Genomic DNA, 19,915 nt, shown 5'->3' with positions numbered 1-19,915 from the left:
CGGCTTCGACAAGCTATCTCGCACGCACTGAGATGCATACTTTCGGTTAAGAGAATGGTATTTTCAAGCGGTGCTTCTAGAGTTCGATGCAGATCAGCGGCTGTGGCAGGAAACCGTGCGTGACGTCGTCGCCAAGCAGTGCCCGCCGGCACTGGTCCGAAGCGTCGCCGAAGACGGCGTCGACTCCGGCCCGGTGTGGAAAGGCTACGTGGATCTCGGCTGGACCGAGCTGAATGATCCGGCCGGTGCGGTGGAACTGGCCATCGTGACCGAAGAGCTCGGCCGCGCCACCGACCCCACCCCATTCCTGGCGACGATGACTCAGTTCGCGCCGTTGGCGGCCGATCGGTTCGACCCGCACCGCGCCGGGGCCGCCGTCTACAGCGGAGTCGCGGCGCACCGCGACCCCGACGGATGGGTGCTGGACGGCACGGCACGTCATGTGCTGGACGGTGATCGCGCCGAGCAATTGGCGGTGGTGACCGACGCGGCGGTCTTCATCGTGGGCGGAGGGGAGGTATCGGCACGGCGCAAGTCGGTGTTCGATCCGGTGCTGCATGTCGCCGACGTGACGTTCGCCGGGGCCCGGGTGCCCGACACCGCCCGCCTGTCCGTCGATACCGAGCGGGCGCGTCATATCGCGCTGACCGGGATGGCGACGACGATGGTCGGTGCCTGCCAGCGCATCCTCGATCTGGTCCTCGACCATGTGCGCAACCGCCATCAGTTCGGGGTACCGATCGGCTCGTTTCAGGCCGTCCAGCACAAGGCCGTCGATATGTACGTGGCCGTGCAGCGCGCGCGGGCCCTGGCGTATTTCGCCGCGTTGACGATCGCGGAAGACGATCCTCGCCGCCGGGTGGCCGCCGCGATGGCCAAGGCCGCCGCCGGTGAATGCCAGTCGCTGGTATTCCGCCATGGTCTGCAGCTGTTCGGTGCGATGGGGTTCACATGGGAGAACGACCTGCAGTTCGCGCTCAAGCGGGCCAAGGCCGGCGAGCTGATGCTCGGCGGTGCCGCCGAGCACCGGGCGATGATTGCCGAGGAATACCGTGCAGCTCACCTTTGACGCGGGTGTCGAGGCGTTTCGCGCCGAGTTCGCGGCCTTCCTCGACGAGCATCTGCCTGCCGAAGCCGACACGCTGGAGCGGCCCCGGTCCGTGTCGCACATGCCGGCCTGGGCGCGCCGCTGGCAGCGGCTGCTGTTCGACGACGGCTGGCTGCTGCCCGGCCAACCCCCGGAATTCGGCGGCCGCAACGCCACGATATTGCAGCAGTTCGTCCACCTCGAGGAGCTGTGCCGGCGACGGATCTACCACAGCTTCAACCCGCAAGGCGTGAATATCGTTGCGGCATCGCTGTTGTCGTTCGGCAGTGACGAGCAGAAGCAGCGTTGGGCGGTGCCGATCCTGCGGGCCGAGATCACCGCGTCGCTGGGCATGAGCGAACCGAGTGCCGGCTCGGACCTGGCGTCACTGCGCACCCGCGCGGTGCGGGACGGTGACGACTTCGTGGTCAACGGCCAGAAGGTATGGACGTCGGGTGCACATGACGCCGACGTATTGCTGACCTTCGTGCGCACCGATCCGGACGCCCCAAAGCACAAGGGCATCAGCGCATTACTGATCCCCACCGACACTCCCGGGGTGGTGCGGCGGCCGTTCCCGTCGATCTGCTCGGCCGACGACCTGGATTTCAATGAGGTCTTCTTCACCGACACAAGGGTGCCGGCCGAGAATCTCGTCGGGCCGCTGAACCAGGGCTGGCGGGTCGCCAACGGATCGCTCGGGCACGAACGCACGATGATGTGGCTCGGGTTCGCCGACCGACTGGACAACCTGATCAGCGACTTCCATCCCGTCGGTGCGCTCGAGTGTGACCAGTACGCGACCTTGGTGATGGATCACCAAGCCCTGCGCCTGCTCGGGTCGACGGCGCTGGCCCGCGCCGCCCGCGGGGAAGAAGATGTGCCGGGCGTCTCCGTGCTCAAGCTGCTCGGGTCGGAAGCGGAGCTACGTGCATCCGAACACGCGCTGTCGGCGGCCGGGGCCGACGGGCTCATCCATCCGGCGCTCACCGGTCCCTACGCGCCGATGAATCTCGACCACTACTTCGCCAGCTGGTTCGAGCGCTACGCCCGCAGCTTCTCGGGCACCATCGCCGGCGGCACCTCGGAGATCCAGCGCAACATCATCGCCCAACGGGTGCTCGGATTACCTACCGGCTAACGGCGCCGCGTCACGCTGGCGTGACGCTCGGCGGACACTGTCACCCTGGCGTGACGCTGGGCGCCGCTGCCTAGTCGATGACGGCGGCTTCCTTGCGTTCGGTGATGGGCCGGGCGAGTTCCTGCTCGTCGCAGACCCGTTGCAGTTTGTCCAGCGTTTCATCCAGGCCGGCCCCTATCCGAGGGCCCGGAGTGAACGTGGCCGGCAACTTCCGCATGCCCTGGATGACGCCGATCGTCTCGTAGTGGACGGTGCCGTCCGCGTCGCAGCGATAGTCGGGCATCCGGTCGAGCACGGCGGTCAGCATCGACTTGAATACCGTGCGTGCCACGTTGGACCCGATGCAGCGATGTATGCCGAGGCCGAAGCTGAAGTGCCGGTTGCCCTTACGGTCCATGATTATCGTGTTGGGTTCCGCGAAGACCGCGGGGTCGCGGTTGGCCATCGCCCAGGAAATCCACAGTCGTTCGCCTTCCTTGAACCGTGTTCCCTCGATGTCCACGTCGTCGGAGAACGTGCGTCCGTCGCCGGGCGCCGGGGTGAAGTAGCGCAGGAACTCCTCGGTGGCCGGATCGAGGAGGGTGTTGCGCTGACGACTGAGCAGCTCGCGCTGGTCGGGATGCTGCGACAACCATTCCATCGCGTGAGCGGTCAACGCGGTCGTGGTGTCGAAGCCGCCGCCGATGACCAGTCCGAGATTGCCCAGGATCTCGATGTCGGGCGCCGGCTCACCGTCGATGCGCGCCTGCAGTAGCGCATTCACGATGCCCGGCCGTGGGTTCTCGCGGATCTCGAACATGTTGTTCAGCAGATCGATTCCCATCTGGCGATGCATCTCGACGACACGCTCGACGTCGGGAGAGTGCTCGGGGGTGTACACCGCTGCATGGGTCGGCTCGCTGTAGATCGCCCATTTGTTCAGCGGGATGCCCATCATCGCCAGGGTCAGCACGGCGGGCACGACGTTGGCGAGATCGTCGACGAAGTCGATGCGGCCTTCCTCGATCTTCTCGTCGAGGCACGCTCGCGTCACGTCGTCGATGAACGGCTGCCAACGCTTGACCGCGGCCGGTGACAGGTACGGGTTGAGCACGTTGCGGTAGGTACGGTGTTCCGGCTCGTCCATTTCCAGGATGCCCCCACGCACACCGCTCGCGCGTTTGGCAAACGGAATCGAGATACCTTGGTAGCCGCGGCGTTCGCCGTTGACATCGTGATCGTTGGAGACGTGCGGGCATCGGGCCAGCTCGAACACCGCCTGGCTGCCGCCGGCGACCCAGTGGCCGTCGTAGGTGTCGCTCCAGGCGACCGGACACTTCTCGAGTATTTCCCCGGTGATCTTCTCGAACTGCATCCGGTATTCCGGAGTGTGCCGGTCGAAGTGATATTGGCGCTTCTTGCGGTCGCTCAACGCCTTGTCTCCGTAATGATGATGGCCTGCTCCGGGCAGGACTGCGCGGCTTCGCGAACTTTCGACTCCTGTTCGGGTGGAACATCTTCGGTGACCGCAGAGGAATGACCGTCGATATCGTCGAGCACGAACGAATCCGGCGCGATCATGACGCACTGCGCGTGCCCCTGGCAGCGCTCCGGATCGACCCGAACCTTCACAGTGCCTTTCCCCTCAATGTTGAAGTCCCTTACTTGCTGAAGTCATACCACTTCAGGTAACCGCCGGCGTCGACGCGCAGTTGCACACCGGTTACGTATCTCGCCTCATCGGAGGCAAGCCAGAGCACCGCGTTGCTGATGTCTTCCGGTTCGACGTAGGGAATCCTCATCGCCTGCTGCACACCGAAAACCGGCTCGGCGTCGGCGCGGGTCGGGTTTTCCAGGTCGGGCCGGAAGGACCGGTACATCGGGTCGCTTTGCAGCATCGGGGTGTTGGTGTTGGTCGGGTGGATGACGTTGGCCCGAATCGCAAGCGGCGCAAGCTCGGTCGCCAGGTCATGGACGTACGTCGACAGCGCGCGCTTGGAGTGCACGTATGCCATGCCGCCCGGGTCGGCGCCCGGGTTGTCCTTCTTGGCGGTGTCCATCAGCGCGGCGGTGGATCCGGTGGCGATGATCGACGCGCCTTCACTCAGATGCGGCAACGACACCTGTATGGCGTTGATCGTGCCGATCAGGTTGGTGTTGATCACATCGCACCAGGCCTGCAGCGGTGGCCGGCCCTTCATACCCGCGACGCCGGCCTGGGCCACCACGATGTCGAGCTTGCCGAATTCGGCCAGTCCGCTTTCCAGTGCGGTGCGCAGTTGGGCGGCTTCGCGCACGTCGGCCTGCGCGATCACCACCCGTTGGCCGGTCTTCTCGATAAGCCGCGCAGTCTCGTCGAGGTCCTCCGGTGCGCCCATCGGGTAGCCGATGGTCTCGATGTCACGGCACAGGTCGACGGCGATGATGTCGGCGCCTTCCTCGGCCAGCCGAACCGCGTGGCTGCGGCCCTGGCCCCGGGCGGCACCGGTGACGAATGCGACTTTGCCGTCAACGCGCCCCACATCTTCTCCATCCGGTTAGGTGTTTCGGCCGCCGTTGACGCCCAATATCTGTCCGGTGACGTAGCCGGCTTCCTCGGACACCAGGAAGGCGCACGCCGCGGCGATGTCTTCCGGGCGGCCCATCCGGCGCACCGGCGTCGCGGCGATGTTCTTTTCGATGTCGCCGATGTAGCCCTGTTCCTCCGCGTTACGCAGCATCGGGGTGTCGATGAAACCCGGCGGCACGGCGTTGACGGTGATCCCGCTGGGCCCGTATTCCAGGGCCAGCGACTTGGTGAGCCCGTTGACGGCTGACTTGGCCGCCACGTAGTGGGACATGTACGGGGTGCCGGAATGGGTGCTCGACGACGAGATGTTGACGATCCGGCCCCAGCCGGCCTCGATCATGTCGGGCAGCACCGCCTGGATCATGTGGAAGACGCCGTTGAGGTTGACGTCGATGATCCGCTGCCAGTCCTCGAACTTGATGTGGGTGAATCGCTTGAACCCGTCGAGGCCGGCGGCGTTGACGAGAACGGTGACCGGACCCAGTTGGTCGTGGATTGCCGACACCGCGACGTCGATCTGCGCTCGGTCGGTCACGTCGGCGGTAAACGCAAAGTCGGTCTCGGATGGTTTGAGATCGATCGTGGCGACCCGGTAGCCGTCCTTGTGCAGCCGCTCCGCCACGGCCAAGCCGATGCCCGATCCGCCGCCGGTGACGACGGCGGTCCTCACGGCGCGACCCCGTTCCGGAGCACCTCTATCACCAAGAATCTCCCTTTCGATTATGAGAACCCTACTCTCGGCTCGCAGCTTGTCGCAAGGCCGCATGGAAAGCGCCTTTGGCCTGCGAAGACAGTGGAAATTCACGGTTGCTGCATGCCTTACGAGTATGTCAGTCTCGTTTCTGCGGTTTTGTTGAATTCTCGTTGGCTGAATGTATGATTCGCCGAGGATGAGAATGAAATTATCCACGTGTCTAGGAGGGCCGGAATGCCATCGCAGGACTCGACAGCGACCATCGCGGGTGGCGCCGGGTCCCCGGAAGCAGACGCCCAAGCCGACCGGCGGTTGCTGATCGACGGTCGGCTCGTCACCGCCAATCGGACATTCCCCTCGGTGAATCCGGCGACCGAGGGGAACATCCTCGGCTACGCCCCGGATGCGACAGTCGCCGAAGCGAAGGCGGCGATCGCGGCGGCGCGCCGAGCATTTGACGCTAGCAGCTGGCCGACCGACATCGATCTCCGGATCCGCTGTCTGGATCAGCTGCACCAAGCCTTACTCGACCACGCCGAGGAACTTCGCGAGCTGACCATTGCCGAAGTCGGTGCTACCCGCGCGCTGACCCATGGCGCGCAGCTGGACGAGCCGATCGGCATCGTCCGCTATTACGCCGACCTGCTGCGCAGCTACCCGATGAGCGAGGATCTCGGCGAGACCGAGTCACGCGGCATGCGCCATCACCGCTGGGTCGAGAAGGAGGCCGTCGGGGTGGTGGGGGCGATCATCGCCTACAACTACCCGAACCAGCTGGCACTGGCCAAGCTGCCGCCCGCACTGGCCGCCGGATGCACGATGGTACTCAAGGGCGCCCCGGACACCCCGCTGATCACGCTGGCGCTCGGCGAGCTGATCGCCAGCCACACCGACATCCCACCCGGCGTGGTCAACGTGCTGAGTTCGTCGGATCCCGCCGTCGGCGCCGCGCTGACCACCAGCCCGGACATCGACGCGATCACGTTCACCGGCTCCACCGCCACCGGCCGCAAGATCATGGCCGCGGCCAGCGACACGGTCAAGCGGGTCTTCCTCGAACTGGGTGGCAAATCGGCGGTGATCATGCTCGACGACGCCGACTTCGGCATGGCCAGCATGTTTGCGGCGTTTTCCATGGTCACCCATGCCGGACAGGGCTGCGCGCTGACCTCGCGGCTGCTGGTGCCCAACAACCATCACGACGAGATAGTCGAGCTGATCGCGTCGAACTTCGCCAAGGTGCGCCACGGCGACCCGGCCGACCCGAAAACCTACATGGGGCCGCTGATCAACGAACGCCAGCGCGACAAGGTCGACGGCATGGTGCAGCGGGCGGTCGCGGGCGGCGCGACGCTGGTCACCGGGGGCAAGCGGCTTGACCCCGGCTACTTCTATGCGCCCACGCTGCTCACCAATGTCGATCCGGACAGCGAGATCGCCCAGGAGGAAATCTTCGGCCCGGTGCTGGTCGTCATCGGCTTCGACGACGACGACGACGCGGTGCGCATCGCCAACAACTCGATTTACGGTCTGGCCGGTGCGGTGTTCAGCGCCGACCAGGACCGCGCGCTGGCGGTGGCGCGCCGGATCCGTACCGGGTCGTTTTCCATCAACGGCGGCAACTACTTCGGTGCCGACAGCCCGTTCGGCGGCTTCAAGCAGTCTGGCGTCGGCCGGGAGATGGGCGTGGCCGGGCTGGAAGGGTTCCTGGAGCGCAAGACGTTCGCGGTACCTGTTGCCAAGGCGGCCGGATGAAGCCGCTGGAGGGCATCCGCGTTCTCGAGGTCGCCATGTACGGGTTCGTCCCGTCGGCCGGTGCGGTGCTGGCCGAATGGGGCGCCGACGTGATCAAGGTCGAGCACGCGGTGACCGGTGACCCGCAGCGTGGCCTGCGGCAGACCGGCATGCTGCGGGTCGAGGGCGACCCCAACCCCAACATCGAGCACGCCAACCGCAGCAAGCGCAGCCTGGGGTTGGACATGTCGGTGCTGCAGGGCAAGGAAGTGCTCTACGAGCTGGCCCGCCGTTCCGACGTGTTCTTGACCAGCTTCCTGCCCGGGCACCGGAAGAAGTTCGGCATCGACGTCGACGACGTCCGCGCGGTCAACCCAAACATCATCTACGCGCGGGGCAGCGCGCTCGGCCCGCGCGGCGCCGAGGCGGAAAAGGGCGGCTACGACATGACCGCGTTCTGGTGCCGGGCCGGCACCGCCGCCACCGTCACCCCGTCCGGGATGGACGGCATGATCGGGCCGCCCGGGCCGGCCTACGGCGACACCATTTCGGGCACCAACCTCGCCGGCGGTATCGCGGCCGCGTTGCTGAAACGCGAACGTACCGGCGAGCCGTCGGTCGTCGACGTCTCGCTGCTGGGCAGCGGCCTGTGGTCGATGGGGCACACGGTGGCCCTGACGGTGCACCTGGGCCAGCGGCTGGAAGCCCTGCCGCCGGGCGTGCACGGTGCCCCCAACAACCCGCTGGTCGGGCTCTACGCGACAGCCGACAACCGCTACATCTCTTTGGTGATGATGCAGGCCAGCAAGTTCTGGGCCGACGTGTGTCGGCACATCGAGGCGCCCGAGCTCGCCGAGGACCCACGGTTCGCCACCGACGAACTGATCGCCGCCAACACCGCCGAGGCGGTGGAGATCCTGTCCAAGGTGATGGCCACCCGCACGCTGGCCGAATGGAGCGAACGTTTCGCGACACTGGCCGGACCGTGGGCGCCGGTACAGGACACCCTGCAGGCCGCCGGCGACGCGCAGATCCGGGCCAACGAATACATGGTGCGGGCAGGCGAACTCGAGCTGGTTGCCAACCCGGTGCAATTCGATGTCACCGCACCCGAACCCGGCCCCGCGCCCGGATTCGCCGAGCAGACCGACGAAATTCTGGCCGAACTCGGATTCGATTGGGACCGCATTATCGAGCTCAAGACGGCCGGCGCCGTCACCTAGGGGTTGGGAGAGATGGCGAGTAGCTTTGCGGATCGTTGGTCGCCCGGTGTGAGATTCGGGCGCAACCTCTCCGGGCCGATGCAGGCCGTCGGGGGTTTGTTCGCGATGTCCGCCGATGCGGTGAGGTTCACGTTTCGCCGGCCGTTTTTCTGGCGGGAGTTCTTGGAGCAGTCCTGGTTCATCGCGCGGGTGTCGCTGGCGCCGACGTTGTTGGTGGCCATCCCGTTTACCGTGCTGGTCAGCTTCACACTCAACATCTTGTTGCGTGAACTCGGGGCGGCCGACTTGTCCGGTGCCGGTGCCGCGTTCGGCGCGGTGACCCAGATCGGCCCGATCGTGACGGTGTTGATCGTGGCCGGCGCGGGGTCGACGGCGATATGTGCGGATCTGGGTTCGCGGACGATCCGGGAAGAGATCGACGCGATGGAGGTGCTGGGCATCAATCCGGTGCAGCGGTTGGTGACGCCGCGGATGCTGGCCTCGGGGCTGGTTGCCCTATTGCTCAACAGCCTGGTCGTCATCATCGGGATCTTGGGCGGCTACACGTTCTCGGTATTCATTCAGGACGTCAACCCGGGTGCGTTCGCCGCGGGTATCACCTTGTTGACCGGGGTGCCCGAAGTGATCATTTCCTGTGTCAAGGCAGCGCTTTTCGGGCTGATCGCCGGATTGGTCGCCTGCTATCGCGGCCTGATCATCACCGGCGGGGGTGCCAAGGCGGTCGGCAATGCCGTGAACGAAACCGTGGTGTATGCGTTCATGTCATTGATGGCCATCAATGTGGTGGTGACCGCAATCGGCATCAAGATGTCGGCCAAGTGATGGGGGAGATGGCGTGACGCTGCGAGTTGCATATCCCCGGTTTTTCCGCCAACTCGAAAGGCCGGTCGGCACGCTGAGCCGGGTGGGTGATCACACGCTGTTCTACGGTAGGGCGATCGCCGGGGCGCCGTTCGCGGCGGTGCATTATCGGCGAGAAGTCATTCGCCTGATCGCCGAGATCAGCATGGGCGCCGGCACGTTGGCGATGATCGGCGGGACGTTGGCGATCGTCGGTTTCTTGACGCTGGCCGCCGGTGGCACTCTGGCGGTGCAGGGGTATAGCTCGTTGGGCAATATCGGCATCGAGGCGTTGACCGGGTTCCTGGCGGCGTTCATCAATGTGCGGATTTCGGCGCCAGTGGTCGCCGGGATTGGTTTGGCGGCAACGTTTGGCGCCGGGGTGACCGCGCAGCTGGGTGCGATGCGGATCAGCGAAGAAATCGACGCGTTGGAAGCCATGGCGATTCGCCCGATTTCGTATTTGGTGAGCACCCGACTCCTCGCCGGGATGATAGCGATCACTCCGCTGTATTCCGTCGCGGTCATCCTGTCGTTCATGGCCAGCCGCGGGATCACGGTGTTCTTGTTCGGGCAGTCTGCCGGGTTGTATGACCACTACTTCACAACGTTTCTCAACCCAATTGACTTGCTTTGGTCGTTTCTGCAGGCTGTCCTGATGGCGCTGACGGTCTTGCTGATCCACACGTACTTCGGCTATTTCGCGTCCGGGGGACCGTCTGGTGTCGGCGTGGCGGTGGGTAACGCGGTGCGCACGTCGCTGATCATGGTGGTGTCGGTCACGCTGCTGGTTTCGCTGTCCATCTACGGCTCCAACGGCAACTTCAACCTGTCAGGGTAGGAGAGGGTCTTGACGAGAAACCTCGGGCCGGGGCCCATCTACCGGTCTGAAACCGCCAGTGCGGCAGCGCCGGTCGGCGCCTCGCCAGGGCGGCATTTTGGCGCACGATCCTACGCCCGCCCGCTGGCCGGCTTGGCGACCGTTGTGGCGATCGTCGGGATCGTCGCGGTGGCGGTGGGCCTGTTCCGGGGCAGCTTCACCGACACCGTGCCGGTGACCGTGGTGTCGCCACGCGCCGGCTTGGTGATGAACCCGGACGCCAAGGTCAAGATGCGCGGCGTGCAGGTGGGCAAGGTTGGCTCGATCGAATCGCTGCCGAACGGCGAAGCGGCTCTTCACCTGGCGATGGATCCGTCCCAGTTGCATTTCATTCCGGCCAATGTGCTCGTCGACATCACGTCATCGACGGTGTTCGGCGCTAAGTTTGTCGACCTGGTGGCACCCGCCGAGCCCTCGGCGCAGCGGCTACACACCGGTCAGATGCTGGCCGGCAAACACGTCATGGTCGAAGTCAACACGGTGTTCCAGCAATTGACGTCGCTGCTGTCGAAGATCAAACCGGAAAAACTCAACGAAACTTTGGGCGCGCTGGCATCGGCGTTCAACGGGCGGGGCGCAAAGCTCGGCCAGACACTGAGCGACCTTGATGCTTTTCTCGCAAAGATCGATCCGAGCCGTCCGGCACTAAGCCATGACCTTGCGGTCGCGCCGAAGGTGCTCAACGCCTATGCCGATGCGGCGCCGAACCTGATCACCACCGCCGACAGCGCCACGCGGATCAGCCGGACCATCGTCGATGAGCAAAACAATCTGGATGCGCTGCTGGTCAGCTCGATCGGGTTGGCCGACATCGGCAATCAGGTGCTGGGGGACAACAGGCAACGGCTCACCGATGTCGTGCATCTGCTGCTGCCGACGACCGATCTGGCCAGCCAGTACCACTTCGCGCTGTGGTGCGGGATCAAGGGCCTCTCGTACTGGTGGAAAAACCCGCCGTTCAAAGATCCGGGCATAACCCTATTGATCGGCTTCGAATTCGGTGCGGAGCGTTACCGGTATCCGGGTGACCTGCCCCGGGTGGCGGCCAAGGGCGGCCCGCAGTGCACCGACCTTCCGGAGTTGCCCTTCGAGGGGAAGGCGCCATCCGTCGTCGCCGATACCGGTTCGAACCCGTTCAAGTACGGAAACCAGTTCCTGTTGTGGAACTCCGACCTCATCAAGGAGTGGCTCTTCGGGCCACTGGACGGACCACCGCGGAACAGCGCACAGATCGGTCAACCGGGATGAGCGACTCGACGCGCGCGATGATCATCAAGTTCGGGATTTTCGCGATCATCATGGCGGTGCTGACCACCTTTCTCTTCTTCATCTTCGGCCAGTACCGCACCGGTTCGACAACGGGGTATGCGGCCGTCTTCAACGATGTGTCGCGCTTGAAGTCCGGAGACACGGTGCGAGTCGCCGGTATCCGGGTAGGCACCGTGAATAGCGTTTCGTTGCAGCCGGACAAGAAAGTCCTGGTGAAGTTCGACGCCGACCGCGACATCGCCCTCACCGACGGCACCAATGCGGCGGTTCGGTATCTCAACCTGGTGGGCGATCGGTATCTGGAGCTGATCGATGGTCCGGGATCGACCAAGCGGTTGCCGGCCGGCGCTCAGATTCCCGTCAACCGCACCTCGCCGGCACTTGACCTCGATCTGCTGCTGGGCGGGCTGAAGCCGGTGATTCGCGGCCTGAACGCGCAGGACGTGAATGCGCTCACGTCATCGCTCATTAAGGTCTTTCAAGGCCAGGGCGGAACCCTGGAGTCGCTGTTGTCCAAGACGTCGTCGTTCACCAACGCGTTGGCGGACAACAAAGAAGTCGTTCAAGGCGTGATCGACAATCTGAATACCGTGCTGGCCACGATCGACAAGGAGGGCGGTAAGTTCTCCGGCACGATTGACCGGCTGCAACGGCTGGCGACTGAACTTGCCGCAGACCGTGATCCGATCGGCACCGCGATCGACTCCCTGGACAACGGAACCGCATCCCTTGCAGACCTGCTGACCAAGGCGCGGCCATCATTGCGCGGCAACGTGGATCAGTTGAACCGGTTGGCTCCCTTGCTTGATGACCATAAGGATCAGATTGACGCCGGACTGATCAAGGCGCCGCAAAACTACCACAAACTGATCCGGGCCGGCTCCTACATGAGCACCATCAACTGGTATCTCTGCTCGTTGGCCTGGCGGGTTACCGACATGCAGAACCGCACCGTGGTGGCCCCGTGGTTCAAGCAAGAAGGGGGGAGGTGCGCAGAACCCGATGCTTAAATACCGCGGTTCTCAGCTGATAAAGGCGGGTTTCATCGGGGTGGTCCTGGTGCTGCTGGTCATCGCGGTGGGCCTGCAGCCCGAACGGCTGTTGTCGTTGGCGAGCGCCGTCCGCTACCAGGCGCTGTTTTCCGAAGCGGGCGGTCTGGCCGTGGGCAACGACGTGAGGGTATCGGGCATCAAAGTCGGTTCGGTGGCGGGTGTGTCGCTGCAGCACGGCGACGCCCTGGTGACCTTCAGCCTCAACGGAAACATTCTGCTGGGCTCGGACACCACCGCGCACATCCGGACCGGCACGCTGCTCGGGGAGCGGATGTTGACGTTGGAGTCGGCCGGCAGCGGCCGGTTGCATCCCATGGATGTCATCCCGATTGCGCGTACCTCCTCGCCGTATTCGCTGACCGACGCGGTCAGCGAACTGACGACCAATGCGGCCGGGACCGACACCGCAATGCTCAACCAGTCGCTGGACACCCTGTCGAAAACGATCGACCAGATCGCACCGCAACTGGGACCGACGTTCGACGGGCTGACCCGTTTGTCACAGACCCTCAACAGCCGCAACGAGAACCTGGGTGATCTGCTCAAGAATGCCAGTGATGTCACCGGAATCCTGTCGGAGCGAAGCCAACAGGTCAACACGCTCATCCTCAACGCCAATGATCTGGTCGGCGTGCTGGCGCGGCGGCGGCAGGAGATCGTCGATCTGCTGGCGAACACCTCGGTTGTCGCCAAGCAGCTGACCGGCGTGGTGCACGACAACGAAGCGAAGCTGGCGCCGACGTTGGACAAACTGAATTCGGTGACAGCCGTCCTGGAGAAGAACCGCGACAACATCGCCAAAGCGCTGCCCGGCCTGGCGAAATACCAGATCACCCTTGGTGAGGCCGTATCGACCGGTTTCTACTACCAGGCGTTCCTACCAAACCAGCTCGTATTGCAGCTCCTTCAGCCGTTCATCGACTATCTCTTTGGCTTCCGCACGTTTGACACCGCGCCCGGTCGCGGACCCGGCTTCCCGTCGCCGATGCCGCGGGCGGAATTGCCCTTCCCGTACGCCGGTATTCCGCCGTGCGATGGCTGCACGTTGGGCGGCAGGATCGGAGGATCTCCATGATCCCGCGTAACAGGCTGGTGGCCGGATTGGCGATGATGTTGGCAGCGCTGGTCGTTGCCGGCGCGGGATTGGTTGTCCGCAATACGTTCTTCCGTCCGAAGACGATTACCGCCTTTTTCACCACCGCTACCGCGATCTACCCCGGCGACCAGGTGCGGGTCTCCGGTGTCAGGGTGGGCAACATCGGTGCCATCCAACCGGTGGGCGCTCAAGCCAAATTGACCCTGCACGTCGACCGCGACGTGCCCATTCCGGCCGATGCCAAGGCGGTGATCGTCGCCCAGAATCTGGTCGCAGCGCGCTACGTCGAACTCGCGCCGGCCTACCGGACCAGTGGCCCGACGATGCCCGACGGTGCGGTGATAGGAGCCGACCGGACGGCGGTACCGGTCGAGTGGGATGAGGTGAAAACCCAACTGACGCGGCTGGCAACAGATTTGGGACCCAACAGTAAGGTGACCACGCCGTCGGTGGCGCGGTTTATCGACAGCGCCGCCAATTCGCTGGAGGGCAACGGCGAGAAATTGCGGCAGACGCTGGCCCAACTGTCCGGGGTGGGACGGATTCTCGCCAACGGCAGCGGCAATATCGTCGACATCATCAAGAATCTGCAGACTTTCGTCACGGCCCTGCGCGACAGCAACACCCAGATCGTGCAGTTCCAGGACCGGTTCGCCACGCTCACCAGCGTGCTCAACGAAAGCAGGTCCGACCTGGATGCGGCGCTGAAAGATCTGTCGGTCGCGGTCGGCGAGGTGCAGCGCTTCATCGCAGGAACCCGCGACAAAACCAGCGAGCAGCTCGCGCGGTTGGTCGACGTCACCCAAAACATTGTCGACCACCACACCGATCTCGAAAACATCCTGCACGTTGCGCCGAACGCGTTCGCCAACTTCTACAACATCTACAGTCCCGCGACCGGTATGAACTACGGCGTGTTCGTGGTCAACCAGCTTTCGAATGTGACGTTCGCGGTGTGCACGTCTATTGAGGCCATCGAAAACATCACCGCGACGGAATCCGGGAAGCTGTGTGCCCAATACCTCGGCCCGGGACTGCGGCTGCTGAACTTCATCAACTATCTCCCTATTCCGACCGACCCGTGGATCGCAAAAGCGGCAGACCCCGAAGACGTCATCTACACCGACCCGGCGCTGATCCCGTGTCATCCGCACATGGAGGCCTGCGAAGGCGGCCTGAACGGCACCACCCCCACGCCGCCCGAAATCCCGCCCACGGGGTCGGCGTATACCGGGCTGCCAGGTGATGACATCCCGAACTGGGGCCCGGGAGCGTTCTGGGCGCCGCCGCCACCCGGGCCGCCGCGCGCCGTGTCGCTGCCACCCGGGCCTCCCGCACCCGGGCCGGCGGCTGCCGGGACTCCCGCACCGCCGATGTTGCAGGACATGCTGCTTCCGTCGGAGAGGCCGGGGTCATGACCATCTGGTGTGCTGCCCGTCGGCTGCTCGTTATCGGATCGTGTGTGGTGCTCACCGCAACCGGATGCGCATTCCAAGGGCTGAACTCGCTGCCGCTTCCCGGCGCGGTGGGACGAGGATCCGGTGCTCAAGTGTTCCACGTCGAGGTCGCCAACGTCGGCACGATGGAGTCGAATTCGCCGGTCATGATCGACGACGTCGTGGTCGGCAGCGTCAGCAAAATGACGGTGCGGGGTTGGCGCGCCGACGTCGAAGTCGCGGTGCGGCCCGATGTCGTCGTCCCCGCCAACGTGGTGGCCAGCGTCGGACAGACCAGCCTGCTGGGCTCGATGCATTTGGAGCTCAATCCGCCGCTCGGCCAGCCGGGGACCGGACGGCTCAAGCCGGGCGCCACGATCCCGCTGAGCAAGTCGTCGACCTATCCATCGACCGAGCAGACCCTGTCCTCGTTGTCGGTGATCGTCAACTCGGGAGGATTAGGGCAGATCGGCGACATCATTCACAATTTCAGCGGCGCGCTGTCGGGTCGTGAAGGCGAGGTCCGGGATCTGCTGATCCGGCTGGACGACTTCGTCGCCACGTTTGACGATCAGCGTGACAACATCGTCGCGTCGGTCCAGGGATTGAACCGTGTTGCCGGTACGTTCGCCGAACAACGCAACGTCATCACGCGGGCGTTGCGGGAGATTCCGCCCTCGCTCGACGTGCTGCTGAAGGAACGGCCACGGATAACCACGGCACTTGAAAAGCTCGGGGTGTTCAGCGACACCGCGACAAGGCTCATCAACGATACCCAAACCGATTTGGTGAAGAACCTGCAAAACCTTGTGCCGACATTCTGTTCGCTCGCCGAGGTCGGCCCCGACCTTGCCAAGAACATTGCCTTCGCGGGATCGGCGTTCCCCTACGGCCAAAATCTCGTCGATCGGGGTGTACGCGGCGACTACTTCAATGTCTTCGTCATCATCGACGGAACCCGCTCCCGACTGAAGCAACAGACATTCATCGGCACCCACTGGCAACAGAAGGACCTCTCCTGGGTGCCGGCGCCGGGAGACCCCGGATATGACGCCTTCTACACGAAGTTTCCAAACGGTGACGGAACTACCGGGTTACCGCGTACGCCACCACCGCCGGACCCGTGTGCGAACGTCAGCGCTGCGAACGGGGGTCGCTGATGTTAACCCGGTTCGTCCGAATCCAGCTGACCATCTTCACGATCGTGTCGATCATCGGTGTCATCGTGATGGTCTTCGCCTACATGCAGGTGCCCACCCTATTGGGCGTCGGCCGGATCACCGTCACGCTGGAGCTGCCCGCCGAGGGGGGACTGTACCGCTTTTCCAACGTGACCTACCGCGGTGTACAGGTCGGCAAGGTCACCGCGGTCGGGCTGAGCGTCCACGGGGCGAAAGCGACGCTGTCCCTTGGCACCTCGCCGAAGATTTCGGCCGACCTGCGCGCGGAGGTACGCAGCATCTCGGCCGTGGGGGAACAGTATGTCGATTTGCGGCCGCATACCGACTCGCCGCCCTACCTGCGGGACGGCTCGGTGATACCGGTGGGGGAGACCACCATCCCGCAACCGGTTGGGCCGCTGCTGGATCAGACCACCAAGCTGATCAACAGCATTCCCAAGGACAAGCTCAGCGCGTTGATCGACGAATCGTTCACGGGTTTCAACGGATCCGGGTATGACCTGGGGTCGCTGTTCGACTCCTCGGCCAGGGTGGCCGCCGATGCCAACGCCGTATCCGATCGCACCCGGACGTTAACCGAAGACACCGCGCCGCTGCTGGATTCACAAGCCCAGACCGCCGACTCGATCAGACTGTGGGCGCGCAGTCTTGCCGGGGTGAGCGAGCAGGTAGCGACCGACGATGCCCAGGTCCGGACGTTGTTGCAGAACGGGCCGGGGACGGCCGACGAGGCTGCCCGCCTGCTCGACCAGGTCAAGGCCACGCTGCCGGTGTTGCTCGCCAATCTGACCACGATCGGCCAAATCGGCGTGACCTATCATCCATCCCTGGAGCAACTTCTTGTGCTGCTGCCGCCGGCTATCGCGGAGCTTCAGGCAGCCCAGCCGATCAACAACTACACCGGCCTGCCGGTGGGCGGTTTCCACGTCTCGATCGCCGATCCGCCGCCATGCACGGTCGGCTTCTTGTCGCCGTCCCAGTGGCGGTCACCGGCCGACACCACCACGATCGACACCCCGGACGGGCTGTACTGCAAACTGCCCCAGGATTCGCCACTCGCGGTTCGCGGTGCCCGCAACTACCCGTGCATGGGGCACCCCGGCAAGCGCGCACCCACCGTCGAAATCTGCAACAGCGACAAGCCATACGAACCGCTGGCCATGCGGCAGCATATGGCCGGCCCCTACCCGCTGGATCCGAACCTGGTGTCGCAGGGCATCCCACCGGATGATCGGATCAACTTCCACGATTTGGAATACGGTGCACCGGAGGGAACGCCGCTGCCACCACCCGCGCCGCTGCCCCCACCCCCGGCGTTTCCCCCACGCCCGCCACTGGGATCGCTACCGCCCGGCAACGCGGCGGGTGCCCCGCCGCCGGGACCGCCGACTTACGCCGCGGGTCCACCATGGCTGGCACCGCCCGCGGGTCCGCCGGGACCGCAAGGCAACCCCCCGAGCCCGCCACCGCCGGGACCGCAAGGTAACCCGGCGAGTCCGTCACCGCTGGGGCCGTTGGCACCGTTGGATACTCCCGACTCCGATACACCCGCGCCGGCAGCGGCCCCGAGTTCGTTCGGCGCCAGCGGTTCTGAGAACGGCCCCTCGGTTGCCATCGCTTCATACAACCCGCGCACCGGGTCATATATGGGACCGGACGGCCACGTGTATCACCAGTCAGATCTGGTTACCTCGCCGGACCACAAAACCAAGACATGGAAAGACTTGGTGCTCACGCAAACCTAAGCCGAAGTTACGACGGGTTCTGACGGGAAAATGAGTTGTGAGCTGACGATATGGGGACCGACGCGATCACAAGTGTAGTCAAAATAATGCGTGTCGGTACGGTTGATTTCCCGGCACTTCGACTATGCTGCTGGGTATGCCGCGCAATGCTGGGAAAGTACACGTAGTCAGAGTTAAGAGAGCCCACGTGGATAAGCAGGGTCGCGTGCGTGACTACGAGTCGGTGTATCTACGCCGCACCTATCGTGACGGCCCCAACGTGCGCAACGAAACGGTGGCCAATTTGTCGATGCTGCCCGGGGCCGCCGTTGCTGCGATCGAGGCGACGCTGAAGGGCCACACGCTGGTGCCCGCCGATCAGCAGTTCAGCATCATCCGTGCGCTGCCGCACGGGCATGTGGCGGCGGTGACGGCGATGGCCCATCGGCTGGGGTTGCCGGCGCTGTTGGGGCCGCCATCTCGGTCACGGGATTTGGCGTTGGCGTTGATTGTGTCGCGGGTGGTTCGGCCCAAGCCGAAGCGTTCGACGTTGTCGTGGTGGGCTGATTCCACCGTGGGTGTGGACCTGGATGTGGCCGGCGCCTCCACCGACGAGATCTATGCGGCGATGGACTGGCTGGTGGGGCGCCAAGACGCGATCGAGAAGAAGCTTTCCACCAAGCACCTTGCACCACAGGCTAATCCGTCGCGGATGGCGTTGTTCGATCTGAGCTCGTCGTGGATGACCGGTCGCTGTTGTGAGCTGGCCGCCCGCGGCTATTCCCGCGACCGCAAAAAAGGGCTCCCGCAGATCAACTACGGCGTGCTCACCGACCCCGCCGGGCGCCCGGTCGCGGTGCGGGTAGTTCCCGGTAATACCGCCGATCCGACCGCGTTCACTGACATCGTCGAGGTCGTGCGCACCAACTTCGGGTTGACCCGGCTGGTGCTGGTGGGCGATCGCGGCATGATCACCACGGCACGCATCGATGCGCTGCGTGAACTCAACAACTCCAAAACAGCATTCGGGTGGATCAGCGCGCTGCGCGCGCCACAGATCGCCGCGTTGGCCGCCGATGACGGGCCGCTGCAAATGAGCCTGTTCGATACCCACGACCTGGCCGAGATCACCCACCCCGACTACCCCGGCGAACGGCTGATCGCTTGCCGCAACCCCGCGTTGGCCGCCGAACGCGCCCGCAAACGCAGCGAGCTGCTGGCCGCCACCGAAGCCCAGCTGGCCCGCATCGCCGGGCGGGTCGACCGCGGCACCCTGTCTGGCGCCGCGGCCATCGGCGAAGCGATCGGACGGATCATCGGTAAATACAAAGTGGGCAAACACTTTCACCGCACCATCACCGACACCAGCTTCACCTACCACCGCGACCAAAAAGGCATCGACGCCGAGGCCGCCCTCGACGGCATCTACGTGTTACGCACCAGCGTGCCCGCCGCCGAGCTCGACCCCGCCGAAGTGGTGACTGGCTACAAAAATCTCGCCCACATCGAGCGCGACTTCCGCAGCATCAAATCCGACGACCTGCACCTGCGTCCCGTCCACCACCGGCTCACCGAACGTGTCGAAGCCCATGTGTTGATCTGCCTACTGGCCTGCTATCTGACCTGGCACCTGCGCAAAGCCTGGGCACCGCTGACCTACACCGACGAGCATCCACCGACCCGCGACAACCCGGTCACCGCAGCCCAACGCTCACCAGACGCCCAGGCAAAAGCCTCCCGCCACCAAACTGCTGACGGCGCTCCGCTGCGCAGTTTCCGCGGCCTGCTTGACCACCTCGCCACGCTGACCCGCAACCGGATCCGCTACCACTACACCAACATCGAGATCGACATCCTCACCGACGCCACCCCCGATCAACGACGCGCCTTCGACCTGATCGAGGCCACCATCCCGCTCACCATCGCCGCGTAGTCAGACCCAAACCAGCCAAACCCACCAAAACCCCACGTCAACGCCGAAATCACCTACCCCAACCGCCGTAACTTCGG

The 19,915-nt window shown here is 64.5% G+C and carries 17 protein-coding genes; 13 read left to right on the top strand and 4 right to left on the bottom strand.

Features of this window, described 5'->3' with window-relative positions:
* Positions 1-70 precede the first annotated feature (70 nt).
* Together ACRDTL_RS18345 and ACRDTL_RS18340 are read left to right on the top strand one after the other, a co-directional pair.
* Positions 71-1,069: an acyl-CoA dehydrogenase family protein gene (locus tag ACRDTL_RS18345; protein WP_431508117.1), complete on the top strand. Its 999-nt coding sequence runs from the start codon at positions 71-73 to the stop codon at positions 1,067-1,069.
* Positions 1,053-2,228 carry an acyl-CoA dehydrogenase family protein gene (locus tag ACRDTL_RS18340; RefSeq protein WP_431508116.1) on the top strand — a complete coding sequence of 392 codons (1,176 nt, stop codon included), beginning with the start codon at positions 1,053-1,055 and terminating at the stop codon, positions 2,226-2,228. The genes ACRDTL_RS18345 and ACRDTL_RS18340 overlap by 17 nt, the downstream gene beginning before the upstream one ends.
* A gap of 70 nt (positions 2,229-2,298) precedes the next feature.
* Here ACRDTL_RS18340 and ACRDTL_RS18335 read toward each other — a convergent pair whose 3' ends face one another.
* From ACRDTL_RS18335 to ACRDTL_RS18320, 4 genes are read right to left on the bottom strand one after another with little or no spacing between them, the layout of a single operon-like run.
* Positions 2,299-3,582, bottom strand: a complete 1,284-nt coding sequence (locus ACRDTL_RS18335; RefSeq protein WP_431508141.1) for a cytochrome P450 — start codon at positions 3,580-3,582, stop codon at positions 2,299-2,301.
* Between the two features lie 53 nt (positions 3,583-3,635).
* Positions 3,636-3,839, bottom strand: a complete 204-nt coding sequence (locus ACRDTL_RS18330; protein ID WP_431508115.1) for a ferredoxin — start codon at positions 3,837-3,839, stop codon at positions 3,636-3,638.
* A gap of 29 nt (positions 3,840-3,868) precedes the next feature.
* Positions 3,869-4,729 (bottom strand): mycofactocin-coupled SDR family oxidoreductase, encoded by an 861-nt coding sequence (locus ACRDTL_RS18325; RefSeq protein WP_431508114.1) that lies wholly within the window; start codon positions 4,727-4,729, stop codon positions 3,869-3,871.
* Positions 4,730-4,744: 15 nt separating this feature from the next.
* Positions 4,745-5,446 (bottom strand): SDR family NAD(P)-dependent oxidoreductase, encoded by a 702-nt coding sequence (locus tag ACRDTL_RS18320; protein WP_431508113.1) that lies wholly within the window; start codon positions 5,444-5,446, stop codon positions 4,745-4,747.
* 258 nt (positions 5,447-5,704) lie between these two features.
* Here ACRDTL_RS18320 and ACRDTL_RS18315 point away from each other — a divergent pair, with 258 nt between their 5' ends.
* From ACRDTL_RS18315 to ACRDTL_RS18265, 11 genes are all read left to right on the top strand, one after another.
* Positions 5,705-7,225 carry an aldehyde dehydrogenase family protein gene (locus tag ACRDTL_RS18315; protein WP_431508112.1) on the top strand — a complete coding sequence of 507 codons (1,521 nt, stop codon included), beginning with the start codon at positions 5,705-5,707 and terminating at the stop codon, positions 7,223-7,225.
* On the top strand, positions 7,222-8,427 hold the full coding sequence (locus tag ACRDTL_RS18310) for a CaiB/BaiF CoA transferase family protein (protein ID WP_431508111.1): 1,206 nt from the start codon (positions 7,222-7,224) through the stop codon (positions 8,425-8,427). Before ACRDTL_RS18315 ends, ACRDTL_RS18310 begins: the two co-directional genes overlap by 4 nt.
* Before the next feature lie 12 nt (positions 8,428-8,439).
* Positions 8,440-9,249, top strand: a complete 810-nt coding sequence (locus ACRDTL_RS18305) for an MlaE family ABC transporter permease (protein WP_431508110.1) — start codon at positions 8,440-8,442, stop codon at positions 9,247-9,249.
* 13 nt (positions 9,250-9,262) lie between these two features.
* A complete protein-coding gene (locus tag ACRDTL_RS18300; RefSeq protein WP_431508109.1) occupies positions 9,263-10,108 on the top strand; it encodes an ABC transporter permease in 846 nt (281 codons plus the stop codon).
* A 132-nt stretch (positions 10,109-10,240) separates the two neighbouring features.
* The gene (locus ACRDTL_RS18295; RefSeq protein WP_431508140.1) at positions 10,241-11,395 is read left to right on the top strand and encodes an MCE family protein; all 1,155 of its coding nucleotides are present in this window, start codon (positions 10,241-10,243) and stop codon (positions 11,393-11,395) included.
* Positions 11,392-12,426 carry an MCE family protein gene (locus ACRDTL_RS18290; protein ID WP_431508108.1) on the top strand — a complete coding sequence of 345 codons (1,035 nt, stop codon included), beginning with the start codon at positions 11,392-11,394 and terminating at the stop codon, positions 12,424-12,426. Before ACRDTL_RS18295 ends, ACRDTL_RS18290 begins: the two co-directional genes overlap by 4 nt.
* Positions 12,419-13,543 carry an MCE family protein gene (locus tag ACRDTL_RS18285; protein ID WP_431508107.1) on the top strand — a complete coding sequence of 375 codons (1,125 nt, stop codon included), beginning with the start codon at positions 12,419-12,421 and terminating at the stop codon, positions 13,541-13,543. Before ACRDTL_RS18290 ends, ACRDTL_RS18285 begins: the two co-directional genes overlap by 8 nt.
* Complete coding sequence (locus ACRDTL_RS18280; RefSeq protein ID WP_431508106.1) at positions 13,540-14,982, top strand: MCE family protein; 1,443 nt, start codon at positions 13,540-13,542, stop codon at positions 14,980-14,982. Before ACRDTL_RS18285 ends, ACRDTL_RS18280 begins: the two co-directional genes overlap by 4 nt.
* Positions 14,979-16,160, top strand: a complete 1,182-nt coding sequence (locus ACRDTL_RS18275; RefSeq protein WP_431508105.1) for an MCE family protein — start codon at positions 14,979-14,981, stop codon at positions 16,158-16,160. Before ACRDTL_RS18280 ends, ACRDTL_RS18275 begins: the two co-directional genes overlap by 4 nt.
* Positions 16,160-17,926 (top strand): MCE family protein, encoded by a 1,767-nt coding sequence (locus tag ACRDTL_RS18270; RefSeq protein ID WP_431508104.1) that lies wholly within the window; start codon positions 16,160-16,162, stop codon positions 17,924-17,926. The genes ACRDTL_RS18275 and ACRDTL_RS18270 overlap by 1 nt, the downstream gene beginning before the upstream one ends.
* Before the next feature lie 136 nt (positions 17,927-18,062).
* A complete protein-coding gene (locus ACRDTL_RS18265) occupies positions 18,063-19,838 on the top strand; it encodes an IS1634 family transposase (protein WP_431508103.1) in 1,776 nt (591 codons plus the stop codon).
* The last annotated feature ends 77 nt before the right edge of the window (positions 19,839-19,915 follow it).

Source organism: Mycobacterium sp. (assembly GCF_050700595.1).
GTDB lineage: Bacteria > Actinomycetota > Actinomycetes > Mycobacteriales > Mycobacteriaceae > Mycobacterium.
Note: the sequence above shows the minus strand (reverse complement) of the source record. Positions and strands in the feature narration are given on the sequence as shown.

Coding starts and splice junctions, on each gene's coding strand:
- ACRDTL_RS18335 (WP_431508141.1), bottom strand. CDS start 3,582: ATGCAGTTCGAGAAGATCACCGGGGAAATACTCGAGAAGTGTCCGGTC.
- ACRDTL_RS18315 (WP_431508112.1), top strand. CDS start 5,705: ATGCCATCGCAGGACTCGACAGCGACCATCGCGGGTGGCGCCGGGTCC.
- ACRDTL_RS18310 (WP_431508111.1), top strand. CDS start 7,222: ATGAAGCCGCTGGAGGGCATCCGCGTTCTCGAGGTCGCCATGTACGGG.
- ACRDTL_RS18305 (WP_431508110.1), top strand. CDS start 8,440: ATGGCGAGTAGCTTTGCGGATCGTTGGTCGCCCGGTGTGAGATTCGGG.
- ACRDTL_RS18290 (WP_431508108.1), top strand. CDS start 11,392: ATGAGCGACTCGACGCGCGCGATGATCATCAAGTTCGGGATTTTCGCG.
- ACRDTL_RS18285 (WP_431508107.1), top strand. CDS start 12,419: ATGCTTAAATACCGCGGTTCTCAGCTGATAAAGGCGGGTTTCATCGGG.
- ACRDTL_RS18280 (WP_431508106.1), top strand. CDS start 13,540: ATGATCCCGCGTAACAGGCTGGTGGCCGGATTGGCGATGATGTTGGCA.
- ACRDTL_RS18275 (WP_431508105.1), top strand. CDS start 14,979: ATGACCATCTGGTGTGCTGCCCGTCGGCTGCTCGTTATCGGATCGTGT.
- ACRDTL_RS18270 (WP_431508104.1), top strand. CDS start 16,160: ATGTTAACCCGGTTCGTCCGAATCCAGCTGACCATCTTCACGATCGTG.
- ACRDTL_RS18265 (WP_431508103.1), top strand. CDS start 18,063: ATGCCGCGCAATGCTGGGAAAGTACACGTAGTCAGAGTTAAGAGAGCC.